This is a genomic window from Sphaerisporangium album (assembly GCF_003323745.1).
Taxonomy (GTDB): domain Bacteria; phylum Actinomycetota; class Actinomycetes; order Streptosporangiales; family Streptosporangiaceae; genus Sphaerisporangium; species Sphaerisporangium album.
The window spans coordinates 420,628-438,580 of sequence record NZ_QOIL01000001.1; the positions used below are offsets into that span (position 1 = coordinate 420,628).

The following is a 17,953-nucleotide window of genomic DNA, read 5'->3' on the forward strand; positions in this document are numbered from 1 at the left end:
CAAGGACTGGGCCGCCCGGTGATCGGGCGGACGGGCCGCCGAGCCCCGGGTCACTCCTCGATGGCCCCGCCGACCGCGCGCAGGTGGTCGCGGAAGGTCAGGGACGGCTGCCCCGAGCGCGCCTGGAGGTAGGCGCCGAACCCGACCTGCTCGCGCAGGGACACGCCCAGGCGGATCCGGTCGGCCTGCCGCCGCTCGGCGTCGCGGATCGTCTCGGCGAGCGGGAACAGGTCCCCGGCCGCGGCGGCCGGGATGAGCAGCACGCCGTCGTCGTCGGCCAGGGCCACGTCCTCACGGCTCACCGTCCACTCGCCCACCATGGCCGCCTCCAGCGCGCCCGGCGGCCGTTCGTCCAGCCGCAGCGGGCCGGTCGGGATCGCGCCCAGGCTGAACACCGGCAGCCCGATCGCCCGGATGTCGGCGGTGTCGCGGTGCAGGCCCCAGACGACGATGCCCGCCAGCCCGGCGGCCCGCGCCTCCAGGACCACCAGGTCGCCGACGCAGGCCTCGTCTGTCCGCCCGCCGTTGTCGACCACCAGCACGTCGCCGGGCGCGGCCCGCTCGAACGCCTCCAGGAAGACGTCGACGCTGCCGGCGTGCACCGCGGGCGCCACGCGGCCGGCCAGGCGCCCGCCCGGCGCCACGGCGGTCAGCGACGCGCAGCGCACCGGCACGCGGGCGCGGATGCACGCGTCGGCCAGATGGGCGGTGGTCAGCGTCGCGAACCGCCGCTGAAGCTCCTCGTGGTCCATGCCATCTCCCGTCGTCTCATGCGGTGTCTCTGGAAGCGCGGCGCCCCGGGAGGCCGTGCCGCGTGGAACCCGCCCCGGAGGGGCGGCGTCTCAGATGGCGTTGATGAGGGCCGGGGCGCGCTCGGCGCGGCTGAGCGCCCGCAGCACGTTCACCGGCCCGTGGCGGCGGACCGCCAGGCGCGACAGCAGGCCGATCACGGTGTCGACGGCGCCCGGGTCCAGCGGGGGCGTCGGGACGCCGACGCTGACCGCCAGGTCGTCGGAGTGCACCGCCAGCTCCATCATGCGGGTGACCAGCAGGTCGTCGAGCGTCAGCGACCACGGCCCTCACAGCGGGAGGCGCACCGGCCGGTCCGGCGCCACCCCCGGCAGGGTGCCGGCCAGCTCCTTGACGACGGCGTCCACCCGCGCCGTCAGCGCCGCGGGGCCCTGCGCCGCGACCTCCTCGCCGCCGTCGCGGATCCGCACGTTGAACTCGTCGTCAACGGGGGCGCCGTTCCACTTGGCGCGGTCGTAGTGGTCCAGCAGGGAGATGGTCCGCTCCCGCGCCTCCGGCCCGGCGAGGATCGGCGGCAGGGCGAGCACCTGATAGGCGAGGTGCCCGGCGAGCCCGCTCACACGGAACTCCGGCAGTGCGCTCGGCGCGTCCCAGGCCGCGGCCACGGCCGGCTCGCGGAGCAGCCCCGCCGCCGAGCGGGCCGTGGCCAGGAAGTCGTCTCTGATACCGGTCATCCCGCACTCTCCTCGTGTGCCTCGTCCCTGACCCGGTCGCGACGCCGGGGACGTCGGCGGCGCCGGGCCACGTCGACCGGCCCGGACGAACCGAACCGGGCCGGCGATGCCCGTGCCGTGACCCTGGTTTCCGGACCCCTGACATCCCCCGGCCCCGAGAAGGCTCATGCTACGCCCGATCTTCGGCCTGCCCGGCGGCGCGGCGCCCCCACGGCCCCCCGGGACGGGCCGGCCGTCCCACGCGGTTCGCATACACGCGGCTGACATCCCCATCACCAGCGCTATGCGATCATTCTGCTACTTGTAGTGATCAGTCATGGATGTCACGGGGCGGTGCGCGGGAAGGCCACGCTGGGCGGCGTGGCTGGCCGTGCTGGTCGGGATCGTCACCCTGGCGCACCTGTGGGCGCACGCCACCGCCCCGCACCACCGTCCCGCCCCGCCGGGCGTGCTGGTGGTGGACTCGTGCGCGGATCACCCGGCGCACGACCACCGTGACCGGTCGGCCCATCCCGAGGCGTTCATGCTGCCCGGCTGGGACTGCGCGGTCAGCGTCCAGACGCCGCTCGCGCTCGTCCCGCCCAGCGCGGCCGGGGAACCCGTCCGCGTCACCCCGCCGGGGACCTCCAGCCGCGCCCCGCCCCGCGACCACCGCGGGCGGGCCGTGTCGACCCACACGCTCGAGATCTGCCGCCGCTGATGGCCCGGCGAGCCGCTGTCCTTCCCGGCAGCGGGCTCGTTCGCCGTGCCGATCCATCAGCGACGCCGGCACGACGCCGTGCCGGAGAGAGCGTGCGTCAATCATGTCGATCCTGTCATCCGCCATCTCGGCTCCCAGCCTGTCCCATCTGGTGGGCAACACCCCGGTCTGCCGGATCTCCGAACCGTTCGCCACCGGTGGGCGGGGGTTCTGGGCCAAGCTGGAAGGCGCCAACCCCGGCGGCCTCAAAGACCGTGCCGCCCTGCACATCGTCGAACGCGCCCGGATGGGCGGCGAGCTGGCCCCCGGAGCGATGATCGTCGAATCCACCTCCGGGACGTTCGGGCTGGGGCTCGCGCTGGCCGCCATCGCCCACGGCCACCCGCTCACCGTGGTGTCCGACCCCGGCATGGAACCCATCGTCCACGGGCTGCTGGCCGCCTACGGCGCCCGCGTGGACACCGTCACCGTCCCGCATCCGACCGGCGGATGGCAGCGCGCCCGGCTGGAGCGGGTGCGGCGGCTGCTCGCCGCCCACCCCGGCGCCTACTGTCCCCGCCAGTACGACAACCCCGACAACGTCGACGCCTACGCCCCCCTGGCCGGCGAGCTGATCAACCAGATCGGCCGCGTGGACGTGCTGGTGTGCAGCGTCGGCACGGGCGGGCACTCGGCCGGTGTCACCCGGGTGCTGCGCCGCCTCTACCCCGACATGACGGTGGCCGGCGTCGACTCGGTCGGCTCCACCATCTTCGGGCAGCCCGCGCGGCCCCGGCTGATGCGCGGCCTGGGCAGCAGCATCCGCCCGGCGAACGTCGCCCACGACCTGTTCGACGAGGTGCACTGGGTCGCGCCGCACGAGGCGGTGTGGGCCTGCCGCACCCTGGCCGCCACCCACTACACCACCGGCGGCTGGAGCGTCGGGGCCGTCACCGTCGTGGCCTCCTGGTACGCCCGCACCCTGCCGCCCGAGGCGCGGATCGTCGCGGTGTTCCCCGACGGCCCGGCTCGCTACCACACCACCATCTACGACGACGCGTACTGCCGCGGGCACGGTCTTCTCGGCCGTCCGCCCGCCGCCGAGCCCGACGAGATCAAGCATCCCGCCGAGGCCGAGGTCACCCGCTGGACCCGATGCGCGATGGCGGTGAGCGCCTGATGTGGCGGCGCCTGCGCTCCTTCGACCGCAGCGTCCGGCTGCTCATGCTGAACCAGCTCGCCATCAACGTCGGCTTCTACATGCTGATGCCGTACCTGGCCGGGCATCTGTCCACCGGCCTCGGCATGGCCGCCTGGACCGTCGGGCTCGTGCTGGGCGTGCGCAATCTGTCCCAGCAGGGCCTGTTCCTGCTCGGAGGCACGCTGGCCGACCGGCTCGGCTACAAACCCGTCATCGTCGCCGGCTGCCTGCTGCGCACCGCCGGGTTCGCGCTGCTCGCCTTCGTCGACACCCTGCCCGCGCTGCTGGCGGCCTCGGCGATGACCGGGTTCGCCGGAGCGTTGTTCAACCCGGCGGTCCGCGCCTACCTCGCCCACGACGCGGGCGAGCGCCGTCTGGAGGCGTTCGCCCTGTTCAACGTCTTCTACCAGGCGGGCATCCTCGCCGGCCCGCTCATCGGGCTGGCACTGGTCGGCGTGGACTTCCGGCTGGTGTGCCTGGTCGCCGCGGCCGTCTTCGCCCTGCTGACCGTGCTGCAGCTCTTCGCCCTGCCCGTGTGCCGCACGGCCACCCCGTCCACGCGCGGCGTGCTGCGCGACTGGCGCACGGTCGCGGGCAACCGGCCGTTCGTGCTGTTCGCGCTGGCCATGGCCGGATCCTACGTGCTGTCGTTCCAGATCTACCTCGCCCTGCCGCTGGCACTGGGAAGCACCGGCGCGGTCGGGCTCGTGTTCGTGGTCTCCGGGGTCGTGGCCGTCGCCGGGCAACTGCGCGTCACCGACTGGGCCCGGCGGCGGTGGACCGCGCCGCAGGCGATGACCCGCGGCCTGGCGCTCATGGCGGCGGCCTTCGTCCCCATGGTCCTGCACGCCGCGGCATGGCCCCAATCGGCTCCGCTCCGGCTGGGCGCCGTACTGACCTGCACCGTGGTGCTCACCGTGGCGACCACGCTGACCTACCCCTTCGAGATGGATACGGTGGTCGCCTTGTCGGGCGACCGGCTGGTCGCCACCCACTACGGCCTCTACAACACCGTCGCCGGAATCGGTATCACCCTGGGCAACCTGCTCACCGGCGCCCTGCTCGGCGCCGCGCCTCGCGCGCTGCCGTGGCTGGTGCTGTCGGCACTCGGGCTGGCGTGCGCGGTCGCCGTGGAAACGCTGAACCGCCGCGGACCGGCCGGCCCGACGCGGTTCCCGGCACGACGTCCCGTACTGAAGGGGGCGCCCCGGGCTGGTTAGGCGTGTCCGGACCGCACGGGGCACGGCGAACGCCACGCCGACGCCGCGTCGAATGCCGCCGCCGACCGGGGATTCCACCCAGACTGGAAGCGGGTCCGCACCCGGGGTGCGAGATCAGCCGGATGGCCGCTGACGCGCGTGGAGAGTTCGATGGTCCTGTCCCGACGAGAGATGATCGCGCGACTGGGCGCGCTGGCGTCGGGCCCGCCCATGAGCGCGATGACCGTGCGGGAGGGCCCGCCGGCGGGGCGCCCGGCCGTCCCGGAGGCGCCGGTCGTCCCCGCCGGTGTGGCGCCCGGACGGCTCGCCGAGGACGAGCGCTTCTGGGCGGGGGTCGCCGCCCGCTTCCGGGTGAGCGCCGAGTTCGTCAATCTGGAGAACGGTTATTACGGGATCATGCCCGAGCCGGTGCGGCGGGCCTACCACCGCAACGTCGACCTGCTGAACGAGAACAGCTCCCGCCTGCTGCGCACCACCTACAAGGCCCGGGCCGACGGGATCCGGCGGCGCGTCGCCGAGGTCGTGGGCGCCTCCGCCGACGAGATCGCCCTGACCCGCGGCGGCACCGAGGCCCTGCAGACGCTGATCGGCGGCTACAACCGCCTGCGTCCGGGTGACGCCGTCATGTACGCCGACCTGGACTACCACAGCGCCCAGTACGCCATGAACTGGCTGAGCGACCGGCGGGGCGTGCGCGTCGAGCGTGTCGTCATCCCCGAACCGGCGACCCGCCAGGCGGTGCTCGACACCTACGAGCGCGCGCTGGACGAGCACCCCAAGGTGCGGTTGCTGCTGCTCAGCCACATGAACAACCGCACCGGCCTGGTCGTGCCGGTCCGCGAGATCGTCGCCATGGCCCGCCACCGGGGCGTGGACGTGATCGTCGACGCCGCCCACTCCTGGGGCCAGCTCCACTTCACGGTCGACGACCTCGACGCCGACTTCGCGGTGTTCTCCCTGCACAAGTGGATGGGCGCGCCCCTGGGGTCGGGCTTCGCCTACATCCGGAAGCACCGCCTGGCCGACGTCGACGCGGCCTTCGCCGACGAGACCTATCCGGCCGGTGACATCCGCTCCCGGGTGCATTCGGGCACCATGGACGTCGCGCCGATCCTCACCGTCGGGGCCGCCCTGGACTTCCACGGCGCGCTGGGGGCCGCAGCCAAACAGGCCCGCCTGCGATACCTGCGCGACCGCTGGGTCCGCCAGGTGCGCGACATCAAGGGCATGCAGATCCTCACCCCCGACGAGCCGGGCATGTACGGCGCGATCACGTCCTTCCGCCTGGCCGGGCGGACCAGCGCGGCCGACAACCTCGCCATCGCCGACCATCTGATGGACAAGCACCGCATCTTCACCGTGCAGCGCGGCGGCGTGACGGCGGGTGGCTGCGTGCGCGTCACCCCCGCTCTGTTCACCACGGCCGACCACGTCGACCGCCTCGCCGCCGCGCTGCACGACCTCCCTCCGGCCCTGCGCCGGCGCGCCTGACACCGCCGGACCGTTCCCGGACGCGCTGAACCGGAATCCGCTCAGCCGCGTCGACCACACCGTGAAGCGAAGGTCGTCCTGACTCCGGCGCGGTGGCGGGCGGCGTCCGCGCCGGCCGTATCACGGGCGGCCGGGGGGCCGTGCGAGCGGGACGATGCGTGTAGAAAGGGGACGGGAGTCCACACGGCCGGGCGCCCGGACGGTCTTCCGCCCAGGGGTCCGGGGCTCTCACCCCCGCAGGGCGCTTCGCGGCGCCCGACACCCGAAGGAGCACCAGTGCCCGCGCACTTCTCGTTGACGGAGACCGAGGACGCGGTGAACCGCCGCCTCGGGTCTATGCCGATCAGCCGCGAGGCACTGGTCGCCGTGTCCAACCTGCATCGCGCCGCCGCGGCGGTTCGCCAGCACCTGGAGAACTCCGCGCTGCGGGTCGCCGCCCTGACGTGGAGCGCGTTCGTCGTGCTCTGGGTGGTGTGGATCTGGGAGGAGATCGAGACACGGCACGTCGCGGCCGAGGCGGGCATCTCCAAGGGCACGCTGACCGGCATCATCAAGACCCTGGAGTCGCGCGGCCTGGTGCGGCGGCGTCAGCACCCCGACGACGGCAGGCTGGCGCTGCTGCGCCTGACCCCCGAGGGACTGGCGCTGATGGAGCGGCTGTTCCCCGCGTTCAACGAGGAGGAAGCGTTCGTCGTCGAGGCGCTGGACGGGGAGGAGTCGGCGCGCCTGGCCGACACCCTCCGCCGGATCGTCACGCACCTGGAGGAACACGGCGAGGACCGCCGCGCCCACCTGCGCGCCAAGACCCCGCTGCCCCCGCGCAGGGGCGGCCGCCGCCGTACGACGACCTGAGCCGGCGTGCGGCCCGGCCCACCGCACGAGCCCGGCGGCCCGCGCCGTGAGGTACACGGGCGTGGCCGCCGGGCGCGGACGCCCGGGGACGGCTACCCGCGCGGGGTGGTGATCGTCGCGGGGCGGGATGCCGGGCCCCGATTGCCGGCGGCGTCGCGGCCGCGCACGGTGAAGGCGTAGCGGCGGCCGGGGGAGAGGCCGGTGACGGTGGTCCTGGTGGCCGTGGTGGTGGTGACCACCGTGCCGTCGGCCCCCGTGCGGGTCAGCTCGTAGCCGGTGACCGCGACGTTGTCGGTGGCGGGCTTCCAGCTGAGCGTGACGCTCCGGGGGCCGGGACGGCCGGCCGACGGGGTGCCGGGGGCGGTGGGCGGCACGGTGTCGAGGACGACGAGCTCGGTGATCGAGTTGGCCGGGAAAGTCGTCGAGATCGTGCTCGCGCTCCTACCCGTGGGGGCGGGCCGGACGGGCAGGTCGGGGGCGCGGACGATCTTCGTCAGGTCGGCGCCGTCGTAGCGGTGGACCTGGGCGGTGCCGCCGGGGACCCGGCCCGTGATCGCGACCGGGGCCGCCAGGTCCTCGCCGGTCTTGTTGATCACCATCAGCGTCAGCGCGCCGTCGGCGCTCCGCGTCGCGCCGTACACCGCGAGCCGGGACTGGTCCGTGCTGGACGAGAGCACCGAGGTGTCGCCGAACCTGCCGCCCTGCCCGTCGTAGTTCAGGTACATGCGGAAGGCGTACGCGCCGGGGTCGGTGGCGGCGGGCGGGCTCCACAGGGTGGCGAGGTCGGCGCCCTCGCGGCCGAAGATGCCGAGGGCGTCCGCCTGCGCCAGGGCCCCGTTGAGCGAGCCCATGGCGCCGAAGCTGTACTCCGTGACCGCCACCTTGGTGCCCGGATAGTTCCGGGCGACCATGTCCTTCATGCGGGGGATGAGGTACACCGGCTGCCCGATCCAGCTCTCGTCGGTGTACGTGCGGTCCCACAGCGTGCGGGTCTGGCGCAGCCGCAGCGCCTGCGTCGCGGCGTCGCCCGGATCGCCGGAGAACACCCCGGGGGCCTGCGGATACCAGTGGTTGTCGTAATAGTCGAGGATGCGCGTGCCGTGCTCCTGCTCGTAGGCGCGCATCTGCGCCAGGTACCACTCCCCGAACGGGACGCCGCCGTGCGCGGCCCGGTCCGGCGGGTCGCCCCAGCAGCCCTCGATCGAGCACCGCTGCTGGTCGGAGCCCGACAGGGTGAGCGAGTTCCAGCCCCAGCCGACCGGCCCAAGGGTGGCGGCGCCGGGGTCGGCCGCCTTGACCGCGCCCGCGATGGCGTACGTCCTGTCGCGCATCTCGTCGTAGCCGGGTCCGGCGGGGTGCACGTCGCGGTGGGTGGAGAACCAGATGTCCGGCTCGTTGTCGAGGTTGTAGAACCGGACGCCGCCGCGCGCCGCGTCGCCGTACTTCTCGCGCAGGTGGCCGAGCCAGCCGGTCACGTAGGCGGGCCCGGCCTCGACGCTGGTCTCGTGCGGGTCGTTGCCGGTGATCTGGGTGCCGTCGGGACGGACGCCGTTGCCGCAGTCGGGGTTCCACGGGTCGGTGGACTGCTGGGGACCGTACCTGGCCACGCTGAAGCCGCACGCCTTGGCCCGCTCCTTCGGCGCCCAGCCGATCAGCGGGAGGGTCAGGATCGTGGCGGTGCCCGTGCGCCGGTCCTGGTCGACGAACCGGTCGGTCTCCGAGCCGTCCGGCAGCGCGCCGGGGTCGGGGTTGTCGCCGGGGATGTTCTCGAAGTACCAGTCGCTCGCCCGGTTGGTGGTGTCGAGCAGGTAGTTGTACCGGGTGGTCGCGTTGCCGCCCCATCTGCGCACGGGCAGGCGCAGTTCCTTCGCCAGTGACTCGCCGGCGAAGTTCATCCCGTACACCAGCGGGCTGATGGGGTGCGTGGGCGCGGTCAGGTCGACCGACAGGCCCGGCGCCTCGGCGGCGGAGGCGAGGGCGGCCCCGCTCATCCCGCCGGCGCCCGTCGTGCCGGTGGCCAGCACGAGTGCGGCGAGCAGGACGAGGGGGGCGGGGCGCGATCGGATTCGGGGCATGGCGGGTGGCCTCCTCAGGACGCGTTTCCGCCGAGGATGATCCGGTGCGGGGTGGCAGGGGTCCAGCGCGAGGCCGCCGTGTGGCGGGTATCAGCAGGTCAGAGGGCACGCGGAGCTGAAAGTTTCACCTCGGGGGCCGGTCCGGGGTAGCCGTACTCATGGAGCCAGGGTCGTTTTACAGGAAACCTTCGCCCATGGAGACCCCGGAGGGCCACACCCGCCGCGCGGTCAGCCCGTCAGCTCGGCCACGGCCGCCGCGAACACCTCGTGGTGCCGCGCGACGTCGGCCTCGGTCGTGGCGGGGCACATCAGCGCCATGTTGTGGAAGGGAGTGAGCAGCACGCCGCGGTTGGCCAGGTAGACGTGCAGGTAGTCGTCCAGATCCGGGTCGCCGGCCGCGTTCGACTCCCCGCCGTTCCTCGGCGCCGGGCTGGTGAAGCGGTACTCCGCGCGGGCCCCGAGCCGCGTGACCGACCACGGCAGCGCGTGCCGGTCGATGACCTCCTGGACGCCGTCGGCGAAGCGGGCGGCCAGCGCGCTCATCGCGGCGAAGGCGTCGTCGGTGAGGACGTGCTCAAGGGTGGCCCGCATGGCCGCGACCGACAGCGCGTTGCCGGCGAGCGTGCCCCCGACGCCGCCCATGTCGACCAGGTCGAGCCCGCTCATGCCCTCCACGCGCGCCGCGACCTCGGCCGACAGCCCGTACCCGCCGCTCGGGACGCCGCCGCCGATCGCCTTGCCGATCGTCACGATGTCGGGGTCGAGCCCCCAGGCGCCGGTGCAGCCGCCGGGCCCGGCCGAGAACGTGTGCGTCTCGTCGTTGATCAGCAGGGTGCCGTGCCGCCGGGTCAGCTCCCGCACGCCGTCGAGGTAGCCGGGCTCGGGCAGCACGATGCCGATGTTGGTCAGCGCGGGCTCCATCAGGACGGCGGCGACGTCGCCGAAGGCCAGCTCGCGCTCCAGGGAGGGAAGGTCGTTGAACTCCACCACGCGGCCGGTCACGGTGGGGTCGACGGGGGCGCCGACGTTGCCCTCACGGGAAACCGCCGCGCCGTCCGCGCCCACCACGAGCAGCACCTCATCGACGCTGCCGTGGTAGCAGTAGCTGTTGACGAGGATCTTCGGCCGCCCGGTGACCGCCCGGGCCAGGCGGATCGCCCAGCGGTTGGCGTCGGTGGCGGTGAGCGAGAAGCTCCAGAACGGGACGCCGAAGCGCCGCCCGAGCTCGGCGCCGACCCACGCGGCGTCCTCGGTGGGCATCATGACGGTGGCGCCGCCGAGCCGTGAGAAGCGCTCGGCCACCGCGTCCACCGTGGCCTTCGGCGAGTGGCCGGCCATCGCGCCGGTGTCGCCGAGGCACAGGTCGACGTACTCGTGGCCGTCCAGGTCGGTGACCCGCGCGCCGCGCGCCTCGGCCAGGTAGAGCGGGAAGCCGGCGGCGGTCTTGTTCATCCAGGTCATCGGCACGCCGCCGAACAGGTGGGCGCGTGCGCGCTCGTAGGCCGCCGCCGAGAGGGGGTTGCGCGCCCGGAACGCGCCCCGCTCGCGGTCGAGCAGTTCCGCCAGGCGGGCACGGTCGATCATGGCTGCCACCTCAGAAACCGTCGTGTAGGTCCGTCGTGATGACGGATTCCGACGTCAAAGTACCGGATCGCGGCGGATATGACGATAGGTGGCGGCAATCGCCCGCCCGTCCCGCGGCGGATCGCCCGCCGCGCTGGGGACGGATCACCCGCCGGTCCGCTCCCGGGTCCCGTCCACGGGACGGCCCGCCTCCAGGGGCGGGGCGCCCAGCTCGCAGGCCGCCTTGCGCTCGGGTTCCCGCTCCGGGGCGCGCAGGACGTTCGACCGGATCGTCAGATACGTCAGCAGCGCGGCCAGGACCATCATCGCCGCGCTGACCAGCATGGCCGTGTGGAATCCCGTGGTGAACGCGGTGGCGGACGTGTAGGCGGCGCCGGTGAGCCCGACCAGCGGCGGGATCGCCGCGACGGCTAGCAGGCTGCCGGTGCGGGCGACCGCGTTGTTGACCCCGCTGGCCACCCCGGCGTACCGCTCGTCGGCCGTGGCCAGCACCGTCGCGGTGAGCGGCGCGACCGCGGCCGCCAGGCCGAGGCCGAACAGCGTCACGGCGGGCAGCACGTCCCGCAGGTACGTCGCGTCCGGGCCGACCCTGCTCATCAGCAGCAGCCCCGCCGCGCACAGCAGGATGCCGACGGTCATCGGCAGGCGGGGGCCGACGCGCTTGGCCAGCTCGCCCGCCCTCGGCGACAGCAGCAGCATCAGCACCATCACCGGGAGCATCGAGGTCCCGGCGGCGACGGGGGAGAAGCCGGCCGCCACCTGGAGCTCCACGATGAGCAGGAAGGTGACCACGCCCAGCGCGGCGTACATGATCAGGGTGACGATGTTGACCGCGGTGAACTCGCGGTTGGCGAACACCCGCACCGGCACCAGCGCGGACACCGTGCCGCCGTGCGAGCGGCGCGTCTCCACCAGCACGAACGCCACCCCGAGCGCGACGCCGGCCGTGGCGGCGAGCGGCGGCACGGCCCCGTCGCGCTCGATGAGCCCGTAGGTGATCCCGGCCAGCGCCAGGGCGGCGAGGACGGCGCCGAGCACGTCGAAGCGCCCGGTGGCCATCTCGTCCCGGGTCTCGGGGACGTGGCGCGCGGCGACCAGGACGACCAGCGCGGCGAGGGGCAGGTTGATCAGGAAGACCCAGCGCCAGCCCGCCGTCTCCACGAGCCAGCCTCCTAGCAGCGGGCCGACCGCGCCCGCCACCCCGCCGAGCCCGGACCAGGCGCCCACGGCGCGGGGCCGGTCGTCACGGGCGAACGACGCCTGGATGATCGCCAGGGAGCCGGGGGTCAGCAGCGCCCCGCCGATGCCCTGGAGGGCGCGGGCGAGGACGAGCGTCTCGATGTTGGGCGCGAGGCCGCACAGGGCCGAGGCCAGGGCGAACCAGACGACTCCGATGACGAAGATCTTCCGCCGCCCGTACCGGTCGCCGAGGGAGCCTCCGAGGAGGATCAGCCCGGCCAGTGTGAGGGTGTAGGCGTTCACCGTCCACTGGAGCCCGGACATCGAGGCGCCCAGATCCTTGCCCAGGGCGGGCAGGGCGACGTTGACGACGGTGCTGTCGAGCATGGCCATGCCGGAGCCGAGGACGGTGGTGAGCAGGACCCACCGGCCCTGGGGGGAGTTCATGCGGATGCCGCCTTTGTCCATGCAGACCATCATGCTGGACAAATGGGGTGTTCTTGTCGTCCGGTCACCCTGGCGGGGCGTTCTCCGTCAAGGGCGGGCGTCGTCCCGCGGGGCACCGGCCGGCCCGGCCTTCCAGGCCCCGCGGGGGCTCGGGATGAACTCGGGCCCCCGGAGCGTTACGAGCGGACGCAACACCCGGGATCGCCCCCAGCGGCCCGCCGCGGACACCACGTCCGGCCGGTGGGACCGCCGCCGGTCCCGGTCCCCGGAGAGAGCCGCCTCACGCGCGGGAACGGCCCGCGGCTCGGCCAATACAGGCCGCCGAGCTGCGGGAACCCGAACGAAGGAGCGATCTGCCGAGGCGTGTCCATGCGAGCTGATTACAGGATTACGATCGCTGGCAGCGAACACGCGCAGGCTCGGGAACAATCGAGGGCTCTCATTAATTGAGTCGATGTAACTCAACCCTTGGAGTTCGCATGAGTCAGAGCTTGATCCTCCCGGTTCTGCCGCTCGACGACGAGGTCGTCCTCCCCGGCATGGTCGTCCCCCTCGACCTGTCCGACACCGAGGTGCGGGCCGCCATCGACGCCGCCCGGGCGTCCTCCACGTCCCCGAGCAAGCCGCGGGTGCTCCTCGTGCCCCGGATCGACGGCAAGTACGGCGCCGTGGGCGTCACCGCGGTCGTCGAGCAGATCGGAAGGCTTCCCGGCGGCGAGCCCGCCGCCGTTGTCCGTGGTGTGGAGCGCGTGCGCGTCGGCTCCGGCACCACCGGACCGGGCGCCGCCCTCTGGGTGGAGTCCACCCCCATGGAGACGGTCCCCGCGGACGGACGCACCGAAGAGTCCGCCAAGGAATACAAGGCGCTGGCCACCACGATCCTGCAGAAGCGCGGGGCGTGGCAGGTCGTGGACGCCGTGAACCAGATCGAGGACGTCTCCGTCCTCGCCGACAGCTCCGGCTACGCGCCCTGGCTGACCACCGCCCAGAAGGTCGAGCTGCTGGAGAACCCCGACCCGTCCGAGCGCCTGGTCAAGCTCGTCGGCTGGGCCCGCGAGCACCTGGCCGAGCTGGACGTCGCCGAGACGATCCGCAAGGACGTCCAGGAGGGCATGGAGAAGCAGCAGCGCGAGTTCCTGCTGCGCCAGCAGCTCGCCGCCGTCCGCAAGGAGCTGTCGGAGCTCAACGGCGAGGCCGCCTCCGAGGAGGAGGACTACCGCGCCCGCGTCGAGGCCGCCGACCTGCCCGAGAAGGTCCGCGAGGCCGCCCTCAAGGAGGTCGACAAGCTGGAGCGGACCTCCGACCAGTCGCCCGAGAGCGGCTGGATCCGCACCTGGCTGGACACCGTCCTCGACATCCCCTGGAACACCCGCACCGAGGACTCCTACGACATCGCCGCCGCCCGCGCCGTGCTCGACGCCGACCACACCGGGCTGGACGACGTCAAGGACCGCATCATCGAGTACCTCGCCGTGCGCAAGCGCCGCGCCGACCAGGGCCTCGGCGTCGTCGGGGGCCGCCGCAGCGGCGCCGTCCTGGCGCTGGCCGGTCCTCCCGGAGTCGGCAAGACCTCGCTCGGCGAGTCCGTGGCCCGCGCCATGGGCAGGAAGTTCGTCCGCGTCGCCCTCGGCGGCGTCCGCGACGAGGCCGAGATCCGCGGCCACCGGCGCACCTACGTCGGCGCGCTGCCCGGCCGCGTCGTGCGGGCCATCCGCGAGGCCGGCAGCATGAACCCGGTCGTCCTGCTGGACGAGGTCGACAAGGTCGGCGCCGACTACCGCGGCGACCCGACGGCCGCGCTGCTGGAGGTCCTGGACCCGGCGCAGAACCACACCTTCCGCGACCACTACCTGGAGGTCGAGCTCGACCTGTCGGACGTGCTCTTCCTCGCGACCGCCAACGTGCTGGAGGCGATCCCCGGCCCGCTGCTCGACCGCATGGAGATCGTGACGCTCGACGGCTACACCGAGGACGAGAAGGTCGCCATCGCCCGCGACCACCTGCTGCCGCGCCAGCTCGACAAGGCCGGCCTGACCTCCTCCGAGGTCACGGTGGACGAGGACGCCCTGCGCAGGCTCGCCGGCGAGTACACCCGCGAGGCCGGCGTGCGCTCGCTGGAGCGGGCGATCGCCCGGGTGCTGCGCAAGGTCACGGCGAAGGCCGCCCTGGAGGAGTCCGCGCTGCCGGTCAACGTCGGTGCCGACGACCTCGTGGGCTACCTCGGCAGGCCGCGCCACGTGCCGGAGTCGTCGCTGCCGGAGTCCTCGCAGCGCACCGCCGTCGCGGGCGTCGCGACCGGGCTCGCGGTGACCGGCGCGGGCGGCGACGTCCTGTACGTCGAGGCGTCGCTGGCCGACCCGGAGACCGGCTCCACGGCCGTCACGCTCACCGGCCAGCTCGGCGACGTGATGAAGGAGTCGGCCCAGATCGCCCTGTCCTACCTGCGCTCGCGCGGCGCCGAGCTGGAGCTGCCGGTCGGGTCGCTGAAGGACCGCTCCGTGCACATCCACGTCCCGGCGGGCGCGATCCCCAAGGACGGGCCGTCCGCGGGCGTCACGATGACCACCGCCCTGGCCTCGCTGCTGTCCGGCCGCCCCGTGCGGTCCGACGTCGCGATGACCGGCGAGGTCTCGCTCACCGGCCGGGTGCTCCCGATCGGCGGGGTCAAGCAGAAGCTGCTCGCCGCCCACCGGGCGGGCATCACCACGGTGCTCATCCCGGCCCGCAACGAGCCCGACCTCGACGACGTGCCCGAGGCGGTGCGCGACGAGCTGACCGTCCACGCGGTCAGCGACGTGCGCGAGGTGCTGGAGATCGCGCTGACCCCGGCCACGGTGGCCGAGCGCGCCGGCGTCTGATCCAGCCGCCGGCCGGCGGCCCGGTACGGCTCATCGTGGGGCGGACCACCCGGAAGGGGGTCCGCCCCCACGCGTTTTCCCGGCCCAGGGACGGCGAGCGGGCGTCAGGGGCAGCCGTAAAGGCCGCGGACGGCGGCCAGGTCCGCCTGGCTGAAACCCTTTCTCTGGCCGATCGCGACGGGGAGCGCCGGCACCAGCGTGTCCTGCCCGTTCCTGCTGAAGAATTTCCTCCCGTAGAGCATCACGGAATCGTAGTCCAGCGTTCCGAAGAGCCGGTTCTGCGGAAGGTCGAGTTTCCGGAACTGCGACTCGTACCCGGAGATGACGTTCTCCAGGTGAACGGTCACCGCGCCGTCGCGATCGGATCGCGAATGCTCGTGATAGAAGCCCAGCGCGTGCATGAGCTCGTGAATGGCGATGCCCTTGTGCTCGCATCCCGGGCCTATCGAAAGCTCCTGCCCGACGGCTCCCGCCCGGCCCACGTAGGAATAGCAGCCGTTGCCCTGGACGATGTTCAGATAGCTCTCCTCGGTCGTGCGCGGGACGAAACGCACGCAGGTCCGGGTGTGGAAGTCCTTCATCGCCTCCTCGACCGCGGTACGGGCCGCGGCCGGGAGTTGCGGGGACAGCACGAAGGGCACCTTGCGGTCCGGCCACAGCGCGCCCGCCTGCGTGGTGGCCGTCCCGGCGTCCGCCACGCGGCAGTCGCGCGACCTCGCCGGGACCTCGGCGAAGGGGACGGGAACTCCGTCGGGCGTGGGCGGGGGCACGTCCGTGACCTTGGGGAACATCCCGGGGAGGCGGATCTTCCCGGACGCGGCGTCACCGGGCGTCCCGATGACGATGTCGCCCTCGGTCACGGCGTACCCGTCGATGTCGACGTACCCGACCGTGTACGGCTGGCCGGACACATCGGGAATGGTGATTGAAAGTGGCGGATGTTCGGTCTGCTGCTGCCACACCGCGTCGAACGGGTCGTCCTCGGCGGACGCGGTGGGGACGCCCGTCGCCAGGCCGGACAGCGCGATCGCCAATATCACGAATATTCGCATGAAATTCCCCCCGAAAGGCGCCCGTAAGGGTTAACGGGCGGTCGCGCGTGAACCTACCCGGCGGCCATCCCGAATTCCACGAGCCCGTTGCGCGATGACCGCTCCGTGACGGGAGCCGGTCGTCTCGTTTCCCTCGCACGGGCGACCGGCGCGATACGATTTTTCGACATTTCCCCGGCATGGAGCCGGCCGTGAATCCCCGGCCGGATTTCACGAGCCCGGCGGGGGGCACGCGTGCGGGGCCGCCGCGCCGCGGGCCCGCCCGGCCGATACACCGGGGCCCGCGCACCCCTCGGCGCGCGCTCCGGTGGCCTTCAGGGAACGTCCAGTCAGGGCTTAGGCAGCTCTTATCGCCCGTTTGTCATCCTTGATTTACCGGTCCGAAGCCGGCCGTCGCCGAATGGCGGCGAGTGCGGATGACTGTGGGGGAGAGATGAGCACCGAAGACCCGCGTGAGCAGACAACCGAAAACACCACTCCGGTTGAGATGCCGGGTTCGCGGGGGTGGAGCCAGTTCGGCAGCACGCCGCCCGAGGCGGGCGGCTACCGGCGGACCTGGATCGGCGGGGAGACCCCGCCCGTGACGCCCGCCGCCCCCGTTCGGACCGGCGACGCCGCCTGGTGGACCACCGGGCGCAAGGCGATCGCCGGCCTCGCCCTGGCCGCCGTGGCCGTCGGGGGCGGGGCCGCGGGGGCCTTCGTCGCCACCGCGTCCGCGTCGGGCGGCCAGTCCGTGATCACCAGCCCGATCACCCGGCCCGCCTCCGACTCCACCGTGACCACCGTGGCCGACGTCGCCAAGGCCGTGCAGCCGTCGGTCGTGTCCATCATGGTGAGCGGCCAGGCCGGGCAGGCGGAGGGCTCGGGCGTGATCCTCTCGGAGGACGGCCTGATCCTCACCAACAACCACGTGGTGGCGGGCGTCGGGCAGGGAAGCCAGGTCCAGGTGAAGTTCAGCGACGGCAAGAGCGCCGCCGCCACCATCGTGGGCACCGACCCGGCGACCGACCTCGCCGTCGTGCGGGCGCAGGGCGTCTCCGGGCTGACCAAGGCCACCCTCGGGGACAGCGACAAGCTGCGCGTCGGCGACGCCGTCCTCGCCATCGGCAGCCCCCTCGGACTGGAGGGGTCGGTGACGGCGGGCATCGTCAGCGCGCTCGACCGCACGCTGTCCGTCGGCGGCCAGTCCCAGCAGCGGCCGCAGCTTCCCCCCGGCTGGGGACCCGGCGGCGGGACGCAGCAGCAGTCGCAGGACACCGGCACGACCATCGGCGGCGCCATCCAGACCGACGCGGCCATCAACCCGGGCAACTCCGGCGGCGCGCTGGTCAACGCCACCGGCCAGGTGGTCGGCATCAACAGCGCCATCGCGACCAACGGCGGCGACGGCAACATCGGCGTCGGCTTCGCGATCCCGATCAACACCGCCTCCCAGGTCGCCGACCAGATCATCAAGACCGGCAAGGCGACCCACGCCTTCCTCGGCGTCAACCTCGCCGACGCGACCGGCGACGCCCAGGGTGCGGTCATCGGCTCGGTGCAGCCCGGCAGCCCCGCCGAGCAGGCGGGCCTCAAGGCCGGCGACCTGATCACCAAGCTGGACGGCAAGCCGGTCGCCGGGGCCGAGACCGTGGTCGGCGCCATCCGCGGCTACCGGCCGGGCACCAAGGTGACGCTGACCTACGTGCGCAACGGATCCACCGGCACCGTGACGGTGACGCTCACCGAGAAGACCGTCGCGAGCTGACCACCGGCCCCTCGGAGGGGGTAGGGGCGGGGAACGCGCCGCCGGGACCACCACGGTTCCGGCGGCGCCGCCGCGTCCGGGCGG

Annotated in this window: 14 protein-coding genes; 7 read left to right on the plus strand and 7 right to left on the minus strand. The window is 73.3% G+C overall.

The window, feature by feature from the left end:
• Positions 1 to 50: 50 nt before the first annotated feature.
• The 3 genes from DQ384_RS01900 to DQ384_RS42010 all read right to left on the minus strand — a co-directional run bounded on the left by DQ384_RS01900 (position 51) and on the right by DQ384_RS42010 (position 1,484).
• Positions 51 to 752, minus strand: a complete 702-nt coding sequence (locus DQ384_RS01900; protein ID WP_114026877.1) for an RraA family protein — start codon at positions 750 to 752, stop codon at positions 51 to 53.
• A gap of 90 nt (positions 753 to 842) precedes the next feature.
• Positions 843 to 1,037: a hypothetical protein gene (locus DQ384_RS42005; protein ID WP_220182723.1), complete on the minus strand. Its 195-nt coding sequence runs from the start codon at positions 1,035 to 1,037 to the stop codon at positions 843 to 845.
• Positions 1,038 to 1,079: 42 nt separating this feature from the next.
• Entirely contained in the window at positions 1,080 to 1,484 is a 405-nt protein-coding gene (locus tag DQ384_RS42010; RefSeq protein ID WP_220182724.1) for a maleylpyruvate isomerase N-terminal domain-containing protein, read from the minus strand.
• 316 nt (positions 1,485 to 1,800) lie between these two features.
• On the opposite strand from DQ384_RS42010, the gene DQ384_RS01910 reads away from it, so the two are divergent.
• The 5 genes from DQ384_RS01910 to DQ384_RS01930 all read left to right on the plus strand — a co-directional run bounded on the left by DQ384_RS01910 (position 1,801) and on the right by DQ384_RS01930 (position 6,927).
• Complete coding sequence (locus DQ384_RS01910; RefSeq protein ID WP_114026878.1) at positions 1,801 to 2,184, plus strand: hypothetical protein; 384 nt, start codon at positions 1,801 to 1,803, stop codon at positions 2,182 to 2,184.
• Between the two features lie 103 nt (positions 2,185 to 2,287).
• Positions 2,288 to 3,343, plus strand: a complete 1,056-nt coding sequence (locus DQ384_RS01915; protein ID WP_114026879.1) for a PLP-dependent cysteine synthase family protein — start codon at positions 2,288 to 2,290, stop codon at positions 3,341 to 3,343.
• Positions 3,319 to 4,584: an MDR family MFS transporter gene (locus DQ384_RS01920; RefSeq protein WP_245966182.1), complete on the plus strand. Its 1,266-nt coding sequence runs from the start codon at positions 3,319 to 3,321 to the stop codon at positions 4,582 to 4,584. The genes DQ384_RS01915 and DQ384_RS01920 overlap by 25 nt, the downstream gene beginning before the upstream one ends.
• Before the next feature lie 171 nt (positions 4,585 to 4,755).
• Positions 4,756 to 6,075: an aminotransferase class V-fold PLP-dependent enzyme gene (locus DQ384_RS01925; protein ID WP_245966183.1), complete on the plus strand. Its 1,320-nt coding sequence runs from the start codon at positions 4,756 to 4,758 to the stop codon at positions 6,073 to 6,075.
• Between the two features lie 276 nt (positions 6,076 to 6,351).
• Positions 6,352 to 6,927 carry a MarR family winged helix-turn-helix transcriptional regulator gene (locus tag DQ384_RS01930; RefSeq protein ID WP_220182725.1) on the plus strand — a complete coding sequence of 192 codons (576 nt, stop codon included), beginning with the start codon at positions 6,352 to 6,354 and terminating at the stop codon, positions 6,925 to 6,927.
• Between the two features lie 92 nt (positions 6,928 to 7,019).
• Here DQ384_RS01930 and DQ384_RS01935 read toward each other — a convergent pair whose 3' ends face one another.
• The 3 genes from DQ384_RS01935 to DQ384_RS01945 form a co-directional block, all read right to left on the minus strand.
• Positions 7,020 to 9,002, minus strand: a complete 1,983-nt coding sequence (locus DQ384_RS01935; RefSeq protein ID WP_114026881.1) for a glycoside hydrolase family 44 protein — start codon at positions 9,000 to 9,002, stop codon at positions 7,020 to 7,022.
• Positions 9,003 to 9,230: 228 nt separating this feature from the next.
• Positions 9,231 to 10,586 (minus strand): transaminase, encoded by a 1,356-nt coding sequence (locus DQ384_RS01940; protein ID WP_114026882.1) that lies wholly within the window; start codon positions 10,584 to 10,586, stop codon positions 9,231 to 9,233.
• Between the two features lie 144 nt (positions 10,587 to 10,730).
• Positions 10,731 to 12,233: an MFS transporter gene (locus tag DQ384_RS01945; protein WP_245966184.1), complete on the minus strand. Its 1,503-nt coding sequence runs from the start codon at positions 12,231 to 12,233 to the stop codon at positions 10,731 to 10,733.
• A 458-nt stretch (positions 12,234 to 12,691) separates the two neighbouring features.
• Between DQ384_RS01945 and lon the strand changes: the two genes are divergently transcribed.
• Positions 12,692 to 15,070, plus strand: coding sequence for an endopeptidase La (lon, locus tag DQ384_RS01950; RefSeq protein ID WP_114026884.1), 2,379 nt, complete (start codon positions 12,692 to 12,694; stop codon positions 15,068 to 15,070).
• 104 nt (positions 15,071 to 15,174) lie between these two features.
• Here lon and DQ384_RS01955 read toward each other — a convergent pair whose 3' ends face one another.
• Complete coding sequence (locus DQ384_RS01955; protein ID WP_114026885.1) at positions 15,175 to 16,122, minus strand: M12 family metallopeptidase; 948 nt, start codon at positions 16,120 to 16,122, stop codon at positions 15,175 to 15,177.
• Between the two features lie 487 nt (positions 16,123 to 16,609).
• Here DQ384_RS01955 and DQ384_RS01960 point away from each other — a divergent pair, with 487 nt between their 5' ends.
• On the plus strand, positions 16,610 to 17,869 hold the full coding sequence (locus DQ384_RS01960; RefSeq protein WP_245966185.1) for a S1C family serine protease: 1,260 nt from the start codon (positions 16,610 to 16,612) through the stop codon (positions 17,867 to 17,869).
• The last annotated feature ends 84 nt before the right edge of the window (positions 17,870 to 17,953 follow it).

Bases quoted from the DNA above. Each gene is read 5' to 3' on its own strand.
- DQ384_RS01915 (WP_114026879.1), top strand. From the start codon at position 2,288: ATGTCGATCCTGTCATCCGCCATCTCGGCTCCCAGCCTGTCCCATCTG.
- DQ384_RS42010 (WP_220182724.1), bottom strand. From the start codon at position 1,484: ATGACCGGTATCAGAGACGACTTCCTGGCCACGGCCCGCTCGGCGGCG.
- DQ384_RS01935 (WP_114026881.1), bottom strand. From the start codon at position 9,002: ATGCCCCGAATCCGATCGCGCCCCGCCCCCCTCGTCCTGCTCGCCGCA.
- DQ384_RS01910 (WP_114026878.1), top strand. From the start codon at position 1,801: ATGGATGTCACGGGGCGGTGCGCGGGAAGGCCACGCTGGGCGGCGTGG.
- DQ384_RS01925 (WP_245966183.1), top strand. From the start codon at position 4,756: ATGATCGCGCGACTGGGCGCGCTGGCGTCGGGCCCGCCCATGAGCGCG.
- DQ384_RS01945 (WP_245966184.1), bottom strand. From the start codon at position 12,233: ATGGACAAAGGCGGCATCCGCATGAACTCCCCCCAGGGCCGGTGGGTC.
- DQ384_RS01940 (WP_114026882.1), bottom strand. From the start codon at position 10,586: ATGATCGACCGTGCCCGCCTGGCGGAACTGCTCGACCGCGAGCGGGGC.
- DQ384_RS01955 (WP_114026885.1), bottom strand. From the start codon at position 16,122: ATGCGAATATTCGTGATATTGGCGATCGCGCTGTCCGGCCTGGCGACG.
- lon (WP_114026884.1), top strand. From the start codon at position 12,692: ATGAGTCAGAGCTTGATCCTCCCGGTTCTGCCGCTCGACGACGAGGTC.
- DQ384_RS01960 (WP_245966185.1), top strand. From the start codon at position 16,610: ATGCCGGGTTCGCGGGGGTGGAGCCAGTTCGGCAGCACGCCGCCCGAG.
- DQ384_RS42005 (WP_220182723.1), bottom strand. From the start codon at position 1,037: ATGATGGAGCTGGCGGTGCACTCCGACGACCTGGCGGTCAGCGTCGGC.
- DQ384_RS01900 (WP_114026877.1), bottom strand. From the start codon at position 752: ATGGACCACGAGGAGCTTCAGCGGCGGTTCGCGACGCTGACCACCGCC.
- DQ384_RS01920 (WP_245966182.1), top strand. From the start codon at position 3,319: ATGCGCGATGGCGGTGAGCGCCTGATGTGGCGGCGCCTGCGCTCCTTC.